18 protein-coding genes are annotated in these 20,645 nt (G+C 58.9%); 11 read left to right on the top strand and 7 right to left on the bottom strand.

The window, feature by feature from the left end:
* Positions 1–17 precede the first annotated feature (17 nt).
* Complete coding sequence (gene comD / locus ACXAH8_RS20000; protein WP_475220359.1) at positions 18–524, top strand: sulfopyruvate decarboxylase subunit alpha; 507 nt, start codon at positions 18–20, stop codon at positions 522–524.
* A complete protein-coding gene (gene comE, locus ACXAH8_RS19995; RefSeq protein ID WP_170494501.1) occupies positions 521–1,075 on the top strand; it encodes a sulfopyruvate decarboxylase subunit beta in 555 nt (184 codons plus the stop codon). The genes comD and comE overlap by 4 nt, the downstream gene beginning before the upstream one ends.
* Positions 1,076–1,143: 68 nt before the next feature.
* Here comE and ACXAH8_RS19990 read toward each other — a convergent pair whose 3' ends face one another.
* Positions 1,144–1,917 carry a FadR/GntR family transcriptional regulator gene (locus ACXAH8_RS19990; RefSeq protein WP_170468578.1) on the bottom strand — a complete coding sequence of 258 codons (774 nt, stop codon included), beginning with the start codon at positions 1,915–1,917 and terminating at the stop codon, positions 1,144–1,146.
* 313 nt (positions 1,918–2,230) lie between these two features.
* Here ACXAH8_RS19990 and ACXAH8_RS19985 point away from each other — a divergent pair, with 313 nt between their 5' ends.
* The 4 genes from ACXAH8_RS19985 to dld all read left to right on the top strand — a co-directional run bounded on the left by ACXAH8_RS19985 (position 2,231) and on the right by dld (position 8,328).
* Positions 2,231–3,280 carry a TRAP transporter substrate-binding protein gene (locus ACXAH8_RS19985; protein WP_475220358.1) on the top strand — a complete coding sequence of 350 codons (1,050 nt, stop codon included), beginning with the start codon at positions 2,231–2,233 and terminating at the stop codon, positions 3,278–3,280.
* Positions 3,281–3,395: 115 nt separating this feature from the next.
* Positions 3,396–5,459 carry a TRAP transporter large permease subunit gene (locus ACXAH8_RS19980; RefSeq protein ID WP_475220357.1) on the top strand — a complete coding sequence of 688 codons (2,064 nt, stop codon included), beginning with the start codon at positions 3,396–3,398 and terminating at the stop codon, positions 5,457–5,459.
* A gap of 12 nt (positions 5,460–5,471) precedes the next feature.
* Positions 5,472–6,623 (top strand): alpha-hydroxy acid oxidase, encoded by a 1,152-nt coding sequence (locus tag ACXAH8_RS19975; RefSeq protein WP_475220356.1) that lies wholly within the window; start codon positions 5,472–5,474, stop codon positions 6,621–6,623.
* 16 nt (positions 6,624–6,639) lie between these two features.
* On the top strand, positions 6,640–8,328 hold the full coding sequence (dld, locus tag ACXAH8_RS19970) for a D-lactate dehydrogenase (protein WP_475220355.1): 1,689 nt from the start codon (positions 6,640–6,642) through the stop codon (positions 8,326–8,328).
* 341 nt (positions 8,329–8,669) lie between these two features.
* Here the strand turns inward: dld and gph are convergent, their stop codons facing one another.
* Positions 8,670–9,344 (bottom strand): phosphoglycolate phosphatase, encoded by a 675-nt coding sequence (gene gph, locus ACXAH8_RS19965; protein WP_475220354.1) that lies wholly within the window; start codon positions 9,342–9,344, stop codon positions 8,670–8,672.
* Between the two features lie 219 nt (positions 9,345–9,563).
* Here gph and hemP point away from each other — a divergent pair, with 219 nt between their 5' ends.
* Positions 9,564–9,731, top strand: a complete 168-nt coding sequence (gene hemP / locus ACXAH8_RS19960; RefSeq protein ID WP_170468565.1) for a hemin uptake protein HemP — start codon at positions 9,564–9,566, stop codon at positions 9,729–9,731.
* A complete protein-coding gene (locus tag ACXAH8_RS19955) occupies positions 9,728–10,204 on the top strand; it encodes a hypothetical protein (RefSeq protein WP_475220353.1) in 477 nt (158 codons plus the stop codon). The genes hemP and ACXAH8_RS19955 overlap by 4 nt, the downstream gene beginning before the upstream one ends.
* A gap of 40 nt (positions 10,205–10,244) precedes the next feature.
* Here ACXAH8_RS19955 and ACXAH8_RS19950 read toward each other — a convergent pair whose 3' ends face one another.
* The 4 genes from ACXAH8_RS19950 to ACXAH8_RS19935 all read right to left on the bottom strand — a co-directional run bounded on the left by ACXAH8_RS19950 (position 10,245) and on the right by ACXAH8_RS19935 (position 17,232).
* Positions 10,245–13,310, bottom strand: a complete 3,066-nt coding sequence (locus tag ACXAH8_RS19950) for an aminotransferase class III-fold pyridoxal phosphate-dependent enzyme (protein ID WP_475220396.1) — start codon at positions 13,308–13,310, stop codon at positions 10,245–10,247.
* 101 nt (positions 13,311–13,411) lie between these two features.
* Entirely contained in the window at positions 13,412–14,284 is an 873-nt protein-coding gene (locus tag ACXAH8_RS19945; RefSeq protein WP_475220352.1) for an NAD(P)-dependent oxidoreductase, read from the bottom strand.
* A gap of 90 nt (positions 14,285–14,374) precedes the next feature.
* The gene (gene cueR / locus ACXAH8_RS19940) at positions 14,375–14,764 is read right to left on the bottom strand and encodes a Cu(I)-responsive transcriptional regulator (protein ID WP_475220351.1); all 390 of its coding nucleotides are present in this window, start codon (positions 14,762–14,764) and stop codon (positions 14,375–14,377) included.
* Positions 14,761–17,232, bottom strand: coding sequence for a heavy metal translocating P-type ATPase (locus ACXAH8_RS19935; RefSeq protein WP_475220350.1), 2,472 nt, complete (start codon positions 17,230–17,232; stop codon positions 14,761–14,763). The genes cueR and ACXAH8_RS19935 overlap by 4 nt, the downstream gene beginning before the upstream one ends.
* Positions 17,233–17,440: 208 nt before the next feature.
* On the opposite strand from ACXAH8_RS19935, the gene ACXAH8_RS19930 reads away from it, so the two are divergent.
* The 3 genes from ACXAH8_RS19930 to ACXAH8_RS19920 all read left to right on the top strand — a co-directional run bounded on the left by ACXAH8_RS19930 (position 17,441) and on the right by ACXAH8_RS19920 (position 19,594).
* Positions 17,441–17,707, top strand: a complete 267-nt coding sequence (locus tag ACXAH8_RS19930) for a hypothetical protein (RefSeq protein WP_475220349.1) — start codon at positions 17,441–17,443, stop codon at positions 17,705–17,707.
* Positions 17,708–17,771: 64 nt separating this feature from the next.
* Entirely contained in the window at positions 17,772–18,356 is a 585-nt protein-coding gene (locus ACXAH8_RS19925) for a TetR/AcrR family transcriptional regulator (RefSeq protein WP_475220348.1), read from the top strand.
* Positions 18,357–18,436: 80 nt separating this feature from the next.
* A complete protein-coding gene (locus ACXAH8_RS19920) occupies positions 18,437–19,594 on the top strand; it encodes an acyl-CoA dehydrogenase family protein (RefSeq protein ID WP_475220347.1) in 1,158 nt (385 codons plus the stop codon).
* A gap of 118 nt (positions 19,595–19,712) precedes the next feature.
* On the opposite strand, the gene ACXAH8_RS19915 is transcribed toward ACXAH8_RS19920, so the two are convergent.
* A complete protein-coding gene (locus ACXAH8_RS19915; protein WP_475220346.1) occupies positions 19,713–20,609 on the bottom strand; it encodes a LysR substrate-binding domain-containing protein in 897 nt (298 codons plus the stop codon).
* Between the last annotated feature and the right edge of the window lie 36 nt (positions 20,610–20,645).

The following is a 20,645-nucleotide window of genomic DNA, read 5'->3' as shown; positions in this document are numbered from 1 at the left end:
GGACTGACAGCCGGAAGATGAATATAGACAAGAAGATCACTGACGATCTGGTGGCGAACGACATTTCGTTCGTGACCACCGTCCCCTGCAAGCAATTGGCCGGTGTCATTGATGAGATCGACCAGCGCGAAGGCATCTATCACATCCCTTCGAACAAAGAGGACGAGGGGATGGGCCTGTGCGCGGGGGCATGGATGGGTGGTAAGCGCCCGGCCATTATCATGCAGAACACAGCGATCGGGGTGACGATCAACACATTGGCGACCCTGATCCAGTATTATCGGATGCCACTGCCGATGCTGATCTCGTACCGGGGTGAGCTGCGCGAGCCGATTGCATGTCAGGTTGAGATGGCGGTTCACACCAAAGCTTTGCTGGCGCAGCTCAATATCCCGACTTACCACTTTCACCATCAGGCGGATGTGGCCGAGTTGGATGCGATCCTGAAATACGCGTTCATGTGCAACAAGCCGGTTGCCATTCTGACCGACGCCAACTTCTGGGGAGGCTATGGCGACCAATGATCCGTTCTGAAATCCTGAAAGAAATCGCTCCGATCCTGCGTGATCAACTGGTGGTTTGCAACATCGGCATTCCCAGCCAAGAGCTGCACGCGATTGATGACCAGCCAACGAATTTCTACATGCTGGGCACGATGGGGTTGGCTTCATCCATAGGTCTGGGGTTGGCCCTGTCCCAGCCCAAGCCGGTGATCGTGATCGATGGGGACGGCTCCGTTCTGACCAATCTGGGAACGCTACCAACCATCGCGAACAACGTGGCTGACAATTATATCCTGCTGATCGTCGACAATGGCTCATACGGGTCCACCGGGGATCAGCCTACCTATGCCGGGTTGAAGACGTCATTGGCGAAAATGGCGGCTGCGGCAGGATGTGAGCGCGTGATTGAATGCGCCGCCGAAGATACAGGTCGCGTGTTGCAGGAGGCGCTGGACGCCCGGCAGATGACCATCATCGTCAGCAAATGCGAAAGCGGCAACGCCAAGATGCCGCCGATCACGATGGACCCTGTAGTGATCCGAGATCGGTTTATGAAGGCCGTACAGGCCTGAACACCTCTTCGTTTTGCGGAACGCACTGCTCAAAGCCGTCCGTTGCGGGCGGCTTTGGTACTAAATGTCTAGCGCGACAGAAGACGCCGTTTCTCGGCCATGACCTCGCGGCGCTGCTGTTCTATCCCCGTCCGGAAGGAGCGCTCAACAAAGTCGATATGGTCCAATGCGGCCTGTTCGGCGCGCTTTTCGTCTCCGTCAATCACCGCTTGACCCAGGGCAAGGTGCTGATCCAGCAGTTGTTTACCCGAACCGTCAATCGATTTCAGGAAACTGCGGTTATAGAAAACACCTCGCTTGGTCAGTTCGTAGATCGAAGCCATCATATGGATCAAAGTGGCGTTCTGGCTGGCGTCGACGATGGCCGCATGCAGGGCGAAATCCGCCTCGCGTGAGGCTTGCGCATCGTTCGCCTCCCACGCCCGCACATTCTCGTCGAGGATTTCGGCGATCCTCTCCTTGTCGGCCTTGGTGGACCTGCGGGCGGCAAGGCGGGCGGCAAAGCCTTCTTGTTCTCGGCGGTATTCCAGGTGGTCAAAAAAGGCAGGCTCGTGCCGTTCGTAGAGCGCCAGAAGGGCCGGCAACATCGCTTGCCCGGTCAGGGCGGCGACAAAGGTCCCCTCACCATGCTGAGTGGTGACCAGCCCGCGCTCCTCCAGTACGGCCAGTGCTTCGCGCAGCTTTGGCCGTGAGACCCGAAGCATCTCGGCCAGATCCCTCTCGGACGGCAGCTTGCGCCCCTGTTTCAGAATGCCCGACGCGATGAGGTCTTCGATCTGCGCCACCACGGCATCGGCCAGCGATTCGTGTCCGACCGGTTCAAAAATCGCCTTGGTGTTCATGGGATATACCTAAGTAAGATGTCGACGTGAGATATATTGGTAAATAAATGTAACCATATTGGTGCGTTTTTCAAGCGTTCAGTTCCAGCATGGAAATGCAACTTAACGCGTTCAATCAAATAAAAATTTCCGAGAATATGCAGTAATTCATCGAAACTGAGTGCGCCCAGTCGGGGGCATTTCTGCAGATCCAGTGGTAAATAAAATTATTGACTGAGTAGCACTGGTAAAGTTAGTGAACCACTAGTGCAAACCCGCAAGGGTCTGCGTTTGTGTTTGAGGCAGATGCCCGACCCACCCAGGAGGAGACATTATGAAAAAGACCCTGACGAGCCTTGCCGTAGCCGCCAGCCTGATGGCCGCACCTGCGGTTGCTAAAGATAAGCTGCTGTTGAAAACCCCGATTGCATTCTCGACCGAACTGCCGGGCCTCGGCTCGCCAATCCCGCGCGTTGCCGAGCAGTTGGACCTGATGTCGGGCGGCACGCTGAAGATGAAGGTATATGAGCCAGGCAAACTGGTTCCACCGTTCGAAATTCTAGACGCGGTTTCGACTGGCAAGATCAACTCGGGCTATACCACCGCCGGTTACTGGGCGGGTAAAATCCCGGCTGCTCCGTTGTTCTCGGCTGTTCCTTTCGGCCCTGAGGCGGGCGAATACATGGCGTGGCTCTACTACGGCAACGGCATGACTCTGTACCAAGAGATGTATGATCAGGCGGGCTACAACGTCCACGTGATCCCTTGCGCTGTCATTGCACCCGAGACCTCGGGCTGGTTCGCCACCGAGATCAACTCACCCGAAGACCTGAGCGGCCTGAAGATGCGTTTCTTCGGTCTGGGCGGCAAGGTTATGCAGAAACTGGGTGTTGCGACCTCTCTGCTGCCCGGGGGTGAGATCTTCCCTGCGCTTGAAAAAGGCGCGATCGACGCGACCGAGTTTTCGATGCCTGCGATCGACGCGCGTCTGGGCTTCCACAAGCTGGTCAAGTTTAACTACTTCCCCGGCTGGCACCAGCAAGCGACAGTTTTCGAGCTGATGATCAACAAAGACGTCTGGGCAGAGACCAGCGAGCAGCACAAGGCGATCATCGAAAACGCCTGTAAGGCTTCGATGGCCGACAGCTTTGCCGAAGGCGAAGCGATCCAGCACGCGGCTCTGATCGACAACGTTGAAAACAACGGCGTCACCCTCAAGCAGTGGTCGCCCGAGATGCTGGATACCTTCCGCAGCACTTGGGAAGTGGTCGCCGCCGAAGAGGCCGCAAATGACGCCTTCTTTGCCAAGGTTCTGGCCGACATGACCGAGTTCCGCGACGGCTACAACCTCTGGAAGACCAACGCCTTCCTCCCACGTCAGTAACTTCCTCACTGACGTCTCTGGGGCAGCGGACACTGCTGCCCCAGTCGATTTCTGATCTTCGGATTTTTCCAAACTTTCACCGCCCTTGCACAGGGCTGCCGGGCGAGGAATGACCATGAGCAATCCAAATACCACCAAAGATCCGGTTGAGGCCTATGAAGGCATCCTGGAGCATCCCGATACCGACCGCCAAAAGATCGCCGTAGCCATTGATACCAGCGTCAAGGCTGTTGGCCATGTCGTCATGTGGGCGAATGTTCTGCTGATGGCGGCAATCTTCTCGCAGGTCGCGTTCCGCTATTTGCTAAGCCAGAACTACCCCAAGCTGGATGAGATCCAGTGGCACTTCTATGGCATCGTTACGATGATCGGTATCTCATATGCCTTGATCACGGACAGCCACGTACGCGTGGACGTGCTGCATATGCAATTGTCCCGCCGGGCGCAGCGGATCATCGAGGTGATCGGCATTCTGACCCTGCTGACCCCGTTCATCTATCTGATGATCGATCAGGGCTATGACTATTTCTACGAAAGCTTCCGCGTTAACGAACGCTCGGACAGCCCCACCGGTCTGCCTGCGCGTTGGGCCTTCAAGGCGGTCATTCCGATCAGCTTTGTTCTGTTGGCGCTGGCTGCTCTGGCGCGGTTGATCCATGACGGGCACGCACTGATGTACGGGCCGGCCTCGGAACGTGAGGGGGCTCCTCTGCGCCGTATCCTGCTGGTTCTGGCTGTGTTCGCCGCCGTCTGTGTGGGCCTGACCTTCCTGGTCGAAACGACGGAAGAAAAGCTGGTCATTGCGATGTTCCTGACATTCATCGCGCTGCTCTTCACCGGCTATCCGGTGGCCTGGGTACTGGCTGGTGTCGGTGTTGCGTATTGCGGTCTAGCTTACCTATTCGACAACGACCTGATGCTGTGGACCGGGTTGGAGAGCACCTTTACCGGGCTCGACTACCTGACCCTCGGCGCAGTGGTAAACCGGGTCTACGCGACCATGTCCAACGCGGTTTTGGTGGCCTTGCCGATGTTTATCTTCATGGGGCTGATGCTGGACGAATCCGGTGTGGCCGAGCGTCTGATGACCTCGATGCAGCGCCTGTTCGGCACCGTGCGGGGTGGTTTGGCGATTACTGTGACCCTGATCGGGATCATTCTGGCGGCCTCGACCGGTATTATTGGGGCCTCCGTAGTGCTGCTGGGCGTGCTGTCTTTGCCGTCGATGATGCAGCAGAAGTATCAGCCGACGCTGGCAGCGGGCGTAGTCTCTGCCTCGGGCACGCTGGGTATCCTGATCCCTCCCTCGATCATGCTGGTGATCATGGCCGACCAGATGGCTCTGTCCGTCGGAGACCTGTTCATGGCCGCCGTCTTCCCCGGCGTGATCATCGGGGGGCTATACCTGACCTATATCTTCATCCTCGCACAGGTGAAGCGTGACGCGGCCCCCGTGCCCCAAGGGGCAAAGGCGCCCGACTGGGATGCTGTCAAAGACGTTCTGATCGCGGTCATTCCAACGCTGCTGCTGATCCTCGCGGTTCTGGGCTCGATCTTCGGAGGTTTGACCACCCCGACTGAGGCTTCGGGCATCGGCGCATTGGGCGCGACGCTGTTGGCGCTGGGATATCGCAAGCTGACCTTCGCGAAACTGTGGAACGTGCTGGTTTCGACCTTCAACACCACCGCTTATATCTTCGCGATCTTCCTTGGTGCGACGGTATTCTCCTATGTTCTGCGGGAACTTGGCGGCGATGAACTGATCGAACATGTGGTCCAATCCACCGGCTTTGGTGCCAACGGCACGATCCTGTTCATCTTGTTCATCGTATTCCTGCTGGGTTTTGTGTTGGACTGGATCGAGATCACCCTGATCGTGCTGCCTCTGATGCGTCCGATCGTGAACGGCTTGGGCATCGACATTCCGGGCTTCGGAGTGCTGGATGAACCCGCGTTGGTCTGGTTCGTGATCCTCGTGGCGGTGACGCTACAAACCAGCTTCCTGACCCCGCCGGTTGGCTTCGCTCTTTTCTACCTGAAAGGCGTCTGCCCGCCCGAGATCAAGCTGATGCATATCTACAAAGGCATCATCCCCTTTGTGCTGCTACAACTGACCGGATTGGCGCTTGTCTTCCTATGGCCGACACTCGCCACCTGGCTGCCCTCTGTGGCGTACTAAGGAGATCACGCTATGCGTCTCAAGCATTGCCACAACTTTCACGACTTCCGGCGGCTGGCCAAGCGCCGCCTGCCGGGGCCGATCTTCAACTATATCGATGGCGGTGCGGATGATGAGGTGACCTATCGCCAGAACACCGCCGCTTTCGACCGCTGCGATCTGCTGCCCTCGGTTCTGCGCGGGGTGAAGGACGTAGACATGTCCGTCACCGTGATGGGCCAAAAGCTGGATATGCCGTTCTACTGCTCGCCAACAGCTCTGCAGCGGCTGTTTCACCATCAGGGGGAACGCGCCGTAGCCGCCGCGGCCGAGAAATATGGCACCATGTTCGGTGTCTCATCTCTGGGGACTGTCTCGCTTGAAGAACTGCGCAAGAAACACAAGAACCCGCAAGTCTATCAGTTCTACTTCCACAAAGATCGCGGCCTGAACGCCGCCATGATGCAGCGCGCCAAAGAGGCGGGTGTCGAGGTCATGATGCTGACCGTCGACAGCATCACCGGCGGCAACCGAGAACGCGACCTGCGGACGGGGTTCTCGATCCCGTTCCGGCTGACCTTGGGAGGGATGATCCAGTTTGCGATCAAGCCGATGTGGGGGATCAACTATGTCACTCACGAAAAATTCCGCCTGCCGCAACTTGAGGAACACGTGGATATGGGCGGCGGGGCCAGCTCGATCGGTGGTTATTTCACCGACATGCTCGACCCGTCGATGAACTGGGATGACGTGGCGCAGATGGTGCGGGATTGGGACGGTCAGTTCTGCCTCAAGGGGATCATGACCGTAGAAGACGCCAAGCGCGCGGCTGAGATCGGCTGCACCGGCATCATCCTGTCGAACCATGGCGGGCGGCAGCTGGATGGCTCGCGCACGCCGTTTGATCAACTGTCCGAGATTGTGGATGCGGTCGGCGACAAGCTGGACGTGATCATGGACAGTGGCATTCAGCGCGGTACTCATGTGCTGAAGGCACTTTCGATCGGGGCCAAAGCGGTCGGTGTTGGACGCCAGTACCTGTATCCTCTGGCCGCCGCTGGTCAGCCGGGTGTCGAGCGAGCGCTGGGCCTCATGCAGGCCGAGATCGAGCGCGACATGAAGCTGATGGGTGTGACCAGAATCGACCAACTGAGCCGCGAGAATATCCGTTTCCGCGCCGCATAAAGACACGAGGGATGCCATGACCAATGACGCGTTGATTGAACATTTCCGCTCTGTCGTTGGTGCGCGGCATGTCCTGACCGGCGAACGCGCGACCGAACGGTTCCGGCGTGGTTTCCGTTCGGGCGAGGGCGAGGCGCTGTGCGTCATCCAGCCCGGCAGTCTTGTGGAGCAGTGGAAGGTCCTGAAGGCCTGCGTTGCAGCCGATAAGATTGTCATCATGCAGGCGGCCAACACCGGCCTGACCGAGGGGTCGACCCCCTCGGGCAGCTATGACCGGGGCGTGGTACTGATCAACACGCGCCGCATGGACACTCTGGTGCCGCTGAACGACGGCGAGCAGATCGTTAGTTTTCCCGGCGCCACCCTGTTTGCGCTGGAAAAACTGTTGGCCCCAATGGGGCGAGAGCCGCACTCGGTGATCGGCTCCTCATGTATCGGTGCGTCGATTGTGGGCGGGGTCTGCAACAACTCGGGCGGGTCACTGGTGGAACGTGGCCCCGTTTACACCGAACTGTCCGTCCACGCGCGGATATCCGAGAAGGGCGAGTTGGAGCTGGTCAACCATCTGGGAATCGATCTGGGCGACACGCCTGAAGAGATTCTGGCAAATCTCGATGCGGGCACGTTCGACCGCAACCCCGGGGCCACGAACAAACGCGCCTCGGCCAGCGACTACGCGCAGATCGTGCGCGATGTGGATGCTGAAACGCCTGCGCGGTTCAATGCGGACAAGGCCAAATTGTTCGAATCCGCCGGGTCGGCTGGCAAGCTGGCCGTCTTTGCCGTGCGGCTTGATACATTCCCGAAAAACGAGGCCGAGAAGGTCTTTTACATCGGAACAAACAGCCCCGATGATCTGGCCGCCCTGCGCCGTCATATCCTGTCGGAATTCAAGTCTCTGCCGGTGTCCGCTGAATACATGCAGCGCGAAGTGTTCGACATCACGGCGCGATACGGCAAGGATACTGTCGTGATGATCGACAAGCTGGGCACCGACCGGCTGCCGATGTTCTTTGCGCTCAAAGGCGCAATCGATGCCCGCCTGCGCCGAATTCCCTTCCTGCGCAATTTCACTGATCGATTTATGCAGATGGCGGTCTGTGTCTGGCCGCGTGTCTTGCCGAAACGGATGGTCGAGTTTCGCGACAGTTACGAACACCATCTGATCCTGAAGATGAAGAACGAAGGGATTGCCGAGGCTGCCGAATGGCTGCCCATATTCCTGAAAGATCGTGACGGCGATGCCTTCGAATGCACCCCGCGAGAGGCCAAGATCGCGGGCTTGCACCGCTTTGCAGCCGCCGGGGCTGCCGTCAGGTACATGGCACTGCATGGCAATGAGGTCGAAGACATCATTGCGCTCGATGTGGCTTTGCGGCGTAACGATCAGGACTGGCTTGAGACGCTTCCACCCGAGATTGAGGATCAACTGGTCCACAAGCTCTACTACGGTCATTTCATGTGCCACGTGATGCATCAGGACTACGTGGTCAAAAAAGGCGCTGACCCAAAGGTTTTGAAAGCCGCAATGTTGGAGTTGTTCGACACGCGAGGCGCGGAATACCCCGCCGAGCATAATGTGGGGCATCTGTACAAGGCCAAGCCCGATCTAGCGGCCCATTACAAATGTTGCGACCCGACCAATTCCTTCAATCCGGGGATCGGCAAAATGCCCAAAGCGCGCAACTACGCGGAGCCCGAATAGTAGGCTCTGGCGTTTTCACCCCTGATCTTGTCAAAGGCCCATTCCCGACCAAGTTGTCGTCTCATGCGGTTCGTCCGGGAGAAGCCCGAATTCGGTGCGCCTGGGCCGTTCGGTTAGGGGATTGATTGCCTCTCAAGCTTGAGGTCAAGCGCAGGTTTCACAGCTGGGTTAATGCAAAAAAACCAGCCCTACGGGAATCCCCCAATTTCGCCACACGTCGCGTCCCGTTAAACAGGTGACAACAACTGGCCCCAGCGGGCCATACAGAGTTTCCCCGATGAGGGGCTGGTCCATACCCCCTCGGCCGGCCCCTCAATAATTTTCAGGGTATACGCTGAGGCCTATTTCACCTGATCAGACATCTTCACCATCTGCGCAACTAAGGACGGTATCTCCTCGGCCGTGTCATAGGCGATGTCGTGCGGAATATCTGTCACGGGCGACTTTCGATAGCCTTGGGTGAACAGGAGAAAGGGGATCTTGGCGCTCTCGGCTGTTTCTGCGTCCACCTCGCTGTCACCCACGAAAACACGCGACCCATGAGCTGGCAATGCGTCGAAGCTTGCGAATAGATGCTGAGGGTCGGGTTTCCTTGTGGTCAGGCTATCACCGCCCAGCACCACATCGAAATATCGCGACAGGTCCAGTACGTCGAGAATATGCCGGGCAGGGGCCTCGGGCTTGTTGGTGCAGACGCCCAGTATGTGCCCTTGCGATTGCAAGATGGCCAAAGCCTGAGGAATGCCGGGATAGGGCACCGTCGTCTTGCTGGCCCCTGCCGTGTAATGCGCGAGCGTCACTTTCGTTAGTTCGTCATGACGATCCAGAGGCAGCTCGCAGTGCCGGATCATACGCTCGACCAGCTTGGGCAGACCATTGCCGACGAATCGCCCGATCACCTCGCGCGGCAGAGGGGGCAGGTCGAGATCGCTCAGCGTCTGGTTCGCGGCTGCAACGATGTCTCCCAGACTGTCGACCAGAGTTCCGTCCAGATCAAATACAATTGCCGCGCCCATTGTGACCTCAGTGTTTTACCTATGCGTTCAGGCCTATCCTGCCCGTCAAGAAGGCGCAACACGGCAACTTTCTGCAAGCGCAAATGCGCGGCTTGACAATCCTTACTAAAATAATCAGAATAAGAGCAGAAGCCGACAGCCACCCCGGACTCGGGTCAGCCAGGTCATTGAGAAAGCGAACAGATCAGGCCCATGCCTTAGATACTCCGGAGTTGTCAAATGAACGCGCAGACCCCTATCGCCACCCAGTCCTTTGCCGTATCCGTGCTGCCTTCGCACAAGGCCGAAGAGCTGACCAAAGGCGGCAATCTCGCCCATATCGAACTGGGTGATCAGCTATATACGCTGCGCATTACCCGTGCAGGCAAACTGATCCTGACGAAATGAGCAGCCAGTCGTCCCGGGGTGGCGCAGCGGTTGGCCGCCTGACAGACCTTGCCCCAATCGAAGCAGGTGCGGTGATGTATCTGCGCCTCTGGAGCGAAGGTGCCAGAGGCCGCGCAGATGCTGCCAGTGATTTCGACATCGCCCTGGGCGCAGATCAGGGGCGCGCCGCGATGCTGACCTTGGATCGTCTATGCTCGCTGTGCGCCAGCTATGGCCGCCGCCCGTTGATCCGTCATGAATTGGGATGTGCCTGTCTGGGCGCGGATGAGAATTGTTTTGCCCAGATGATTGCGGCCGCATCGGAAGGCGCGCGGGAAGACGCGATGATGATGGCCTCACTGATAGTGCGCCCGGATATTGCGCCGGCCCTTGCCTCTTTGTCAGAGGAGCTAGGGATGGCCCTGCGCCGCATGACAGCGGCCGTTCCAATGCCGACAACCGGTCATCAGACCCCCTCGGCCGTGTTGCATTGATCGGCAAATGAAACCCCGGCGGTTGCGCCGGGGTTTCTACTTAGCAGCAGCCACATCCCGCGTGATGATGATCGTGGTCGCAAACCGGGGCAGGGGCATAGTCGCCGACGCCTTTCAGGACATCGCGCAACGCCCATAGGATCATGTCCACATCCTCGGCCTCGATGGTCAGGGGCGGGCGGATTTTCAGGATGTTGTCTTTAGTGCCTTCGCTTCCGATCAGGATGCGATGATCACGCATCCGGTTCTTCACAAAGCTGCAGATCTCGGTCCCTTCCGAGCCATCCGGGTTGATCAGTTCGACCCCAAGGAACAAGCCCATCCCGCGTACGTCGCCTACGCAGCCGAACTCGGATTCGATCTGCCGCAGACCTGCCAACAGACGGTCGCCCATATCGCGGGCATTGTCCTGCAGTCCCTCGTCATCAACAATGTCCAGAACCTCTTTCCCGATGCGGCAGGACAGGGTGGAGCCGCCGAAGGTCGAGAAGAACTCGATCCCGTTGTCAAAGCTTTGGGCGATTTCCTTTGTCGTCACCAGCACGCCCAGAGGGTGACCGTTGCCGATCGGTTTACCCATGACAACGATATCGGGCAGCGCGCCTTGGTGTTCGAAACCGAAATAGTATTCGCCCAGCCGTCCGAGCCCGGTTTGGACCTCATCCGCGATACACACACCACCAGCCGTTCGGATTTTCTCATACACTGCAGGCAGATACCCCTTGGGCGGAATGATCTGTCCGCCGACCGACGGGAAAGTCTCGGCGATGAAACCGGCCACGCCCTGACCGTTTTCTTCCAGAGCAGCAATCGCCGGGTCCACGAGATCTGCGTATTTTTGCGCGCGGTCGGCGTCGTCACGTTTGAACGAGCCACGGTAGTCATCCGCGACTTCGACCAGCTCGACCCAATCAGCCTGACCCACCCCGCCGGGTTTGTTGAACTTATAGGCCGAGATGGCCACGGCCGCGTTGGTGTTGCCGTGATAGCCGTGATCCGGCGTCACGATCCCCTTGGCGCCGGTATGGGCGCGGGCTAGACGCAAGGCCAATTCGTTGGCTTCGGTGCCTGAATTGACGAAAAAGCAGACCTCAAAGTGATCCGGCAGCTTCGACAACACCTTGTCGGCAAATGCGGTCTGCGCCGGGTGTAGATAGCGGGTGTTCGAGTTCATTCGCTTCAGCTGATCCGCCGCGACGGCCTGAATGCGTGGGTGTGCGTGGCCCACATGTGGGACGTTGTTATAGGCGTCCAGATAGGGGCGCCCCCATTCGTCGAACAGGTGGTGTTTCCAACCGCGCACCAACATGACCGGGTCATTGTAGGTCAGGCTCAGATTGCCGCCAAAATGATCGTGACGCCCTTGCAGAACGGCCTGTTTGTCGGTCGGCTGATAGCACACCTTGTCATCGGCCAGATTCAGCAAAGCCGCCGGGTTCGGACAGACCGCGTTCCATAGCTCCAGCTCATCGGGGTCAGCGACACCGGGCCAGTCGGCGTCCATGCCGCCGGTTGTCAGGGCAAGTTGGAAATGCACATGCGGGGCCCAACCACCATTCTGCGAGGCATCCCCAAGCCGCACGAACGCAGCGCCCTGCGCCACCGGATCGCCCGGTTTCAGACGGTCACAAACCTCTGGGTCCAGATGGCCGTAGAGCGTATAGAAAGGATCCCCCTCGGGCGTTTCATGATGCAGGATCACCACGCCGCCATAGTCGAGATGGCTGTTGCGGTTCTCGACCACTTCGACCCGGCCGCTCATCGGCGCGTGCAAAACCGTGCCGGCGGGCGCAAAGACATCCACCGCCAAATGCACTGTGCGCCTGTCCGAGGCCTTCCAGGGCCCCTTGCGGAACCCGGGCTCGGCATAGATCAGGCGGGGTTCGTTGTAGTAACCCAGCCACAGGCCCTCACCGAATTCATCACCCACCCGCGCGGCTTCTTCGAGCGGCATATGGAACGGGTTCTGCGGCCATGTGGAGTTCTCAACAGAAAGAGACCCCATTGGCACATCGCTCAGGTCCTGGCCAAACATCTCGGCAAAGTGGCCGCGATGGTCGGAGAGGTAGGCGTGGATGCGCTCAGCCCCGTCGACGACAGGCAAGCCGCAAGCGCTGCGCAAGCGGGCGGACATCAAGCCGCCATTGACGGCTTCGTTCTCAAGGAACCGCCAAGCCGAGGCCTGACTGATGGTCACATAAGGGTCGTCAGGGTTTTCAGCCGCCATCAGGGTCGAGTTCACTACGGATACCGCCAGCCGCATGCGCAGCAGGGGCCAGATCAGATCGACCTCCTCGGCGCTCAGCCGATTGGCGGCGTGATAGCCTTGGACCAGAGCGGTCAGCGCGCGTTCGGGTTTCGGGTGATCCAGAACGATATAGGCCCCGGCAATGGCGACCTCACAAATACGCGGCGCGGCGCACATGTCGCCCAGGTCGATCAGGCCGGATACGGTACGACGTTCGCTCAGCTCTCCTTCGACGAGGATGTTGTAGTCATTGGCGTCGTTGTGAATGGCTTGGGTGGGAAGGGTTTGCAGCGCATCTGAGACGGCAGTGAAACCCTGCACAATTTCGCCCAACAGCGCGCGGCGGGACGGGTCGCTGACCGCGTCCAGTTGATCTGCGATCCAGTCGCCTTGCATCAGGTCCCATTTGAAATCGTCCCGCCGAAGGCTGTCATGCGCAAACCCGGCCAGAGCGCGATCGGTTGCGCCAAGAACACGCCCCAGCTTCAGGATCAAATCTTCGGATTTCGGCTCGACCTTGGCGTAGCACTGGCCCGGAAGGCGCTCCAACAACCACGCCAAACGCGGGTCACCTTCCTGATCTTCGATCTCGGGCAGGACCGCACCATCCAACGAGGGGAATACCTTGGGGAAGGGCAGACCCGGCGCCTCAGCCGCGATATGTTCGAGCGCCTTGACTTGAAGGTCGACAAACTCTGGCTCGCACCCCGCGCGCATGACTTTCAGGACATAATCCTGACCGTTCTTCGCTTCGACCAGAAAGTTCAGGTCATACTCTCCGTCCAGCCGTGTCAGACGGGCCTCCAACCCCCAAAACTTGCGCAGAGCATCTGCCCAGAAATCACTCATGTCTTTCATTCCCATCCCTATCCGCCGCGCAACGCGGATCTCTTCATCTGGCTAAAAATATCCTCGGGGGTGAATTGGCCCATAGGGCCAAGAGGGGGCAGACAGCCCCCTTAATCCAACGCCCGCAACCGCTTGATCAGCGACGAGGTATCCCACCGCCCACCACCAAGTTTTTGCACATCCTTGTAGAATTGATCCACCAGCGCGGTGACAGGCAAAGACGCGCCCGTCTCATTGGCTGTGTCGAGACAGATACCCAGATCCTTGCGCATCCAGTCCACTGCAAAGCCGTGGTCGAAATGGTCGTCGAGCATAGTCTCGTACCGGTTCGCCATCTGCCAGCTGCCCGCCGCACCCTGGCTGATCACCTCAACCACCGCGCTCCCGTCCAGACCGGCCTTTTCGGCGAAATGCAGCGCTTCGCTGAGGCCTTGGACCAGACCGGCGATGGCGATCTGGTTGCACATCTTGGTCATCTGACCGGCACCGCTGTCGCCAATCCGGCGACAGGTTTTCGAATAGACCTGCATGATCGGCTCTGCCGCATCAAACGCCGCCTGATCGCCGCCGCACATAATCGACAGCACGCCATTCTCGGCCCCGGCTTGACCGCCGGAGATCGGCGCGTCGACAAAAGAGATCCCTCGCCCTTTAGCCGTTTCGTAAAGCTCGCGCGTCACCTTGGCCGAGACGGTCGTGTGATCCACAAAGATCGTGCCATCCGTCATCCCGGCAAAGGCACCATCCGCACCGGTACAGACCATTCGCAGGTCGTCATCATTGCCAACGCAGGACATGACGAATTCTGCCCCCTCCGCAGCTTCTTTGGGGGTCGTCGCAATTGCGCCGCCATGTTCAGCCACCCAGGCCTCGGCCTTGGAGGCGGTCCGATTGTAAACGGTGACCTGATGCCCTGCAGCCTGAAGATGCCCAGCCATGGGATAACCCATGACGCCCAAACCAAGAAACGCGACTATTGCCATGGGATTATCCTCTCCGCTGACCGGCATTGCTTGATTGCCGGAGTGTTTGGCACTGACAAAGCAAAGCCTGCGCGAAAGGGCAACCCCGTGTTAGCTGTTCCCGCCTAGATCCTTCAGGATCGGGCAGTCCGGTCGGTCGTCTCCGGCGCAGGCCTCGACCAAATGACTCAGCGTGTCGCGCATCGCCTTGAGGTCGGCGATTTTTGCGTCGATCTGCGCCAGATGATCCCGTGCAACTTGCTTTACATCCGCGCTCGCCCGGCTTTCATCTTCATATAGCGCCAGCAGTGTGCGGCAGTCTTCGATGGTAAACCCCAAGGCGCGGGCGCGCCCTAGAAAGGTTAGCTTGTGAATGTCCTGTTCGCGAAACCGGCGATAGCCGTTGTCATCGCGCAGAGGTTTGATCAGCGCGATATCCTCATAGTAGCGGATCGTTTTCGCAGGCAGTCCGGTGCGGGTTGAGACATCGCCAATATTCATGCGTGGGCCTCCTTCGCGGTTTTTTGCGCACCTTCCGCGACGTTGGGGCGGACCCACCGCAGACGCAGCGCATTCGTGACGACAAAGACGCTGGATAGGGCCATCGCGCCCGCCGCAAGCACCGGGGACAGCAATGGCCCGCCAAAGGGGTACAGCACTCCGGCAGCCACCGGAATCAGCAATGTGTTGTAGCCAAACGCCCATCCGAGGTTCTGGCGGATGTTGCGCATCGTCCGATGGCTGATGTCGATTGCGTTCACGACGCCACGCAGATCGCCGGACATCAGAACTACATCGGCGGCCTCGATCGCGACATCTGTTCCGGTGCCGATGGCGACGCCGACATCAGCTGCCGCCAGAGCAGGCGCGTCGTTTATCCCATCGCCCACAAAGGCGAGCGTGCCGAATTCACTGCGTAAGCCCTCTAGTGTTTTCTGTTTGGCACCGGGCAGCAGGTCGGCGGCCACTTGATCAAGGCCCAGCCTGTCGGCCATCGCTTGCGCCGTCTGCGCGTTGTCTCCGGTTACCATGGCAAGCGTCAGGCCCATGTCGTGTAACTTGGCCAGCGCCTCGGCCGTGCCCGGCTTCACAGGGTCCGAGACAGCCAGACTGGCCGCAGCCACCCCATCAATGGCCAAGAACAGTGGGGTCGCCCCCTGAGAGGCCCGTGCATCGGCGTCCGGCTTCAGATCCGAGATATCCACGCCTTTCTGCTGCATCAATTTGTATGAGCCAACCAGCAGGTCATGCCCCTCTGCGCGGCCCTGAAGGCCAAGGCCGGTGAGGGACTGAACCTGAGAAACCTCGGGCAGAACAGAGGGCCCGGCGCGGGTGATCGCAGAAGCAATAGGGTGTTCCGAGCGCGCCTCGATCGCGGCGGCGAGCCGCAGGACCTTATCCCGCTCAAAGCCGTTGGTGGTGGTCACGTGGTCAAGTTCGGGACGCCCGAGGGTCAGCGTACCGGTTTTGTCGAAGGCGATCACCTTGGTCTGCTGCAAATGTTGCAGCGCATCGCCCTTGCGGAACAAAACACCCAGTTCCGCCGCGCGGCCTGTTCCCACCATGATCGAGGTCGGCGTGGCCAGACCCATGGCGCAGGGGCAGGCGATGATCAGGACCGATACCCCAGCCACCAGCGCCAGCGGCAGTGAGGGGGAAGGCCCAAAGATCAGCCAAGCAGTGATGCTCAAAGCCGCAACCAGCATCACAGCTGGAACAAAGCGATAGGTTAGCCGGTCGACCAGGCTTTGGATGGGCAGCTTGGCCCCCTGCGCCTGTTCCACCATTGCGATAACCTGGGCCAGAACCGTATCCGCCCCAACGCGAGTCGCCTGCACACGCAGCGCACCGGTTCCGTTTACGGTGCCGCCCACCACCGGGTCGCCTGCGGATTTGCCAACCGGTACCGGCTCTCCCGTAATCATGCTTTCATCGACGTAAGAGGTTCCGTCGAGGATATCTCCATCCACCGGAACGCGTTCTCCGGGACGGATTTGCAGCAGGTCACCCACCGCTATTTCGGCAATAGGGCGATCTTCTGCTGCTCCGTTTCGTTCGACGCGCGCGGTTTTGGGCTGAAGCCCGATCAGCGCTCGGATTGCCGCGCCGGTTTTGCCTTTGGCGCGCGCCTCCATCATGCGGCCGAGAAGGATCAGCACAATAATCACGGCTGCGGCCTCAAAATACACATTCGCTGTACCCTGCGGCAGCAGGCCGGGCGCGAAGGTCGAGATGATGGAGAACAGGTAGGCCGCTCCCGTCCCCAAAGCGACCAGAGCGTTCATGTCCGGCATCCCGCGCAGCAGCGACGGAATACCCTTGGCGTAGAACACGCGTCCCGGGCCAATCAACAGGGCCGTGGTCAGGACAAACTGGATCAGATAGCTGGTCTGCTGTCCTAGGGTTGCGTGAACCCAATGGTGGAAGGCTGGAACCATGTGTCCGCCCATCTCCAGAACAAATACGGGCAGGGCCAAAATGGCAGCCATCACTGTCGCGCGTTTCAGGTCGCGTGCCTCATCCGTCGTGTCATAGGATTGGGTTTCCGACCCCGGAGATGTCTTAAGCTGCGCGGGAAACCCAAGCTGACTTGTGATCTGTGCCAGCGCCTGCGACGTGGTCGCGCCCTCGATGTAGGTGACCGATGCGCATTGGTTGGCAAGGTTCACACTCGCCTCAAGAACGCCGGGGCTTTCTTGCAGAGTGCGCTCGATCTTGGCCACGCAAGAGGCGCAATTCATCCCGGTAATCTGCAAAGTGGACTGATGCGTTGCAGCCGGATAGCCAGCGGCCTGCAATGCATCACTGAGGGCCGAGACCGGGCCGTCAAAAGTGATCTGAGCCGTCTTGGTCGCAAAATTGACCGAGGCGTCCTGTACGCCGGGAACAGCCTGCAATGCGGCCTCGGCGCGTCCAACGCATGAGGCACAGCTCATGCCTGTGATTTTCAATTGAGTGCTTTGGGTCATGCGACTCATCCCGACAGATATCTTACCGTCCACATGGGGGTTCCAGTGACGGGAAGGTCAAGAGGTAGTGCCTGTTTTTTAGCGGCCCTCGCGCTTAAATAGGCTTTCAAGCAAGGATTGGCCATTGGCGCTCTCAGGGGTCAACCGCACCGCATTCGGTGAGGCAAAAAAGCCAAACAGTACCACAAGCAACAAAAAGGCAGACCCGATGATCAAGGCCGAGACGATCTGCAAAGCTGAGCGTATCATACTATCGCCTGTTCACGTGGCCACCGCCGCAGTCAGTAAAGCGAGCACCAAAATGATTGGGACATATTGCGTGGCAACAAAGCTGGAGTGGCGTTTCATCGTCAGATCCTTGAGTGTACTGATCGGTAACCCTTTAAAAAATGTTCTCACTGGCTATGATTTACAAGAGCTCGCGCTGCAAAAAAGTGAAGTCGTTGTGATGCTTTGGGTTCACGACGTGCAGTGACGTGAAGAAACCGCAATGGAAGTGGGATAAAAATGTACAGGCCGGTACACTCAGGTGCTTTCTGATGCGTCCCAACAAACGCGATGAACTGGTGCGCAAGGCGATGGATGTGTTCTACCGAGACGGGTTCCACGCGACCGGCATGGACAAGCTGGTGGTGGAAACCGGTGTGTCCAAGACCTCGATGTACAAACACTTCCGCACCAAGGAGGATCTCATCCTGGCCGTTCTGCGCCTGCGGGATGAGAGTTTCCGCAATCGGATCCTGCGACGGGTTGAGCAGCTGGCGGATACACCGGCTGAGCAATTGATTGCTACTTTTGATGCGTTGAAAGAGTGGTTCGAAGAGGACGATTTCCGCGGATGCATATTCCTGAAAGCCGCTGCCGAGTATCAGGATGCCAGCCATCCGATCCATGTGCAGGCAGCAGAACATAAACGGGTTATGTTGGAACACCTGACCTCATTGGCGCGCCAATCCGGCGCGCATGCGCCAGAGCTTCTGGCCCGTCAGATCGCCTTGCTGCAAGAGGGCGCCATCGTCTCGGCCGTTTTGTTGAAGTACGATAATCCGGCTGAAGACGCCAAGGCTGCGGCGCAAATGCTGCTGGATGCTGCCCTGACCCGAAAGAACGCTGCGTTGCATTGACGGAACGCGGCGTTACGTGGATTGGCCTATCTACGGTGCCGCTATAGCCTTTCAGGTAACACCTGATCGGAGAATACCACATGTCGCTTTTTACCTCGACCGCAGCCTGGGTCACTGACGAACACCGGATGTTTGCCGAAATGGCGGGGCGGTTTTTGGATGATGAACTGGTCCCCAATGCCGAAAACTGGGCCGCGAACGGCATCGTAGACCGTGCATTCTGGCACAAAGCCGGGGAAACCGGTCTGATGGCGGGTGCGATCCCGGAGGAACATGGCGGCGTCGGCGGGGGCATGGGTTTTGACTCGGTCACTCTGTACGAACAGACGGCGCGTGGGGACGCCGGATGGGGATATGGGATCCAGTCGATTGTGACGCACTATATCACAGCCTATGGTAGCGAAGACCAAAAGCAGCGTTGGTTGCCCAAGCTGGCCTCGGGCGAGATGGTCGGGGCTTTGGCCATGACCGAGCCGGGAACGGGCTCGGATGTGCAGGCGGTGCGGACGTCGGCTGAGAAAGACGGCAACTCCTATCGCCTGAACGGGTCGAAGATCTTCATCACCAACGGTCAGAGCGCCGATCTGATCATCGTTGCCGCCAAGACAAACAAGACCTTGGGTGCCAAGGGCGTGTCTTTGATTGTGGTTGAGACGGACGGGGCCGAGGGTTTCCGGCGCGGGCGCAACCTCAAGAAGCTGGGCATGAAGGGCAATGACACCGCCGAGCTGTTCTTTGAAGATGTCAAAGTGCCGATGACAAATCTGCTCGGCCCGGATGAGGGGCAAGGGTTCTACCAGTTGATGAAACAGCTTCCGTGGGAGCGTTTGACCATCGGCATCATGGCGCTGGGCGCGATTGATTTCGCCATCACTGAGACTGTGAAATACGTGCAGGAGCGCAAGGCCTTTGGACAGCGCGTCATGGATTTCCAGAACACGCGGTTCAAACTGGCCGAGTGCAAAACCAAGGCGGAAGTGCTGCGTAGTTTCGTCAACGATTGCATTGGCAAGCTGGAGGCGGGTGAGTTGGATGCCGCCACCGCGTCGATGGTCAAATACTGGGGCTCTGAGGTCCAGAACGAGATCATGCACGAATGCCTGCAGCTTTTTGGCGGCTACGGCTTCATGATGGAATACCCGATCGCCCGTCTCTATGCCGACGCGCGCGTGCAGATGATCTATGGCGGCACAAATGAGGTCATGAAGGAACTCATCGCGCGTTCGATTGACGTCTGAGGCCCTCCCGCCCGTCGTCGAAGTTCCTTTCGGAACATCTCCTGCCCGGCCCCCTGCCGTCCGCAGGACGCAAGGCCATAGGCCGCGCAGTTTTTCGGGTGGCGGCCTGTTCAGAACTCTATGTGACCTCTGGGTCCAGCTGCCGTTCGAGCCATGCTCGAAATGACTTCAACGGTTCGGACTCAATCCTGTTCTTGGGCCATACCAGATAGTACGCGCCCAAGCTGACCTCTGGCCCATCCCACGCCAAGGCAAGGCGGCCGGTTTTTAGATGCTCTTCGACCAAATAGCTGGGGAACAGGCCAACGCCCAACCCATGGATTGTGGCCTGTATCATCGTTGAAAACTGATCGAACAGCATCCCGCGCGACCCGCTAACCGGATGACCCTGAGCAGCAAACCAGCGCTCCCACCCGTCGGGGCGCGTTTCCATGTGCAATAGAGGTGCCTGTTCCAGCCAGTCGATTTGATCACTCTGGTTGGGCAGAAGGTCAGGGGCGCAGACGGGCACGACATATTCCTTCATGATCTTCAGATAGTTCACACCGCTCCAGTTCTGGCGACCAAAGTGAAAACCCGCGTCGAAGGCTTCGGTCTCGAAGTCGAAGGGTCGCAGCCTTGTGTTCAGGTTGACCGTCACCTCGGGATGATTGCGGGCGAAGTCCTGAAGGCGCGGGGCCAGCCAGTGCATCCCGAAAGCTGGTAGGATGGACAGGTTGAGGGACCCTCCGGTTGGGTTGGCCTTCAGTTTCAACGACGCCTGCGCCAGTTGATGCAGCGCCGTGCGGGCCGTCTGGACATATTCTTGCGCGGCGGGGGTCAGGTGCAGCCGCATCTGGGTGCGTTGGATCAGTTCGATACCCAACTGCTCCTCCATCGTTTTCAACTGACGGCTGATGGCGCTTTGCGTCAGTGACAGTTCCTCGGCCGCAGCCGAGGCGCTGCCCAGCCTGTCCACGGCCTCGAGCGCGAGCAGGGATGAAATCGACGGAAGAAAGCGGCGGGGCGCGATCATATTACATTTCCTCATACCTTTGGGTTTGATTATCAC

Source organism: Ruegeria sp. ABV3_008, assembly GCF_056161185.1.
This window is presented reverse-complemented; position numbering and strand designations above follow the sequence as displayed.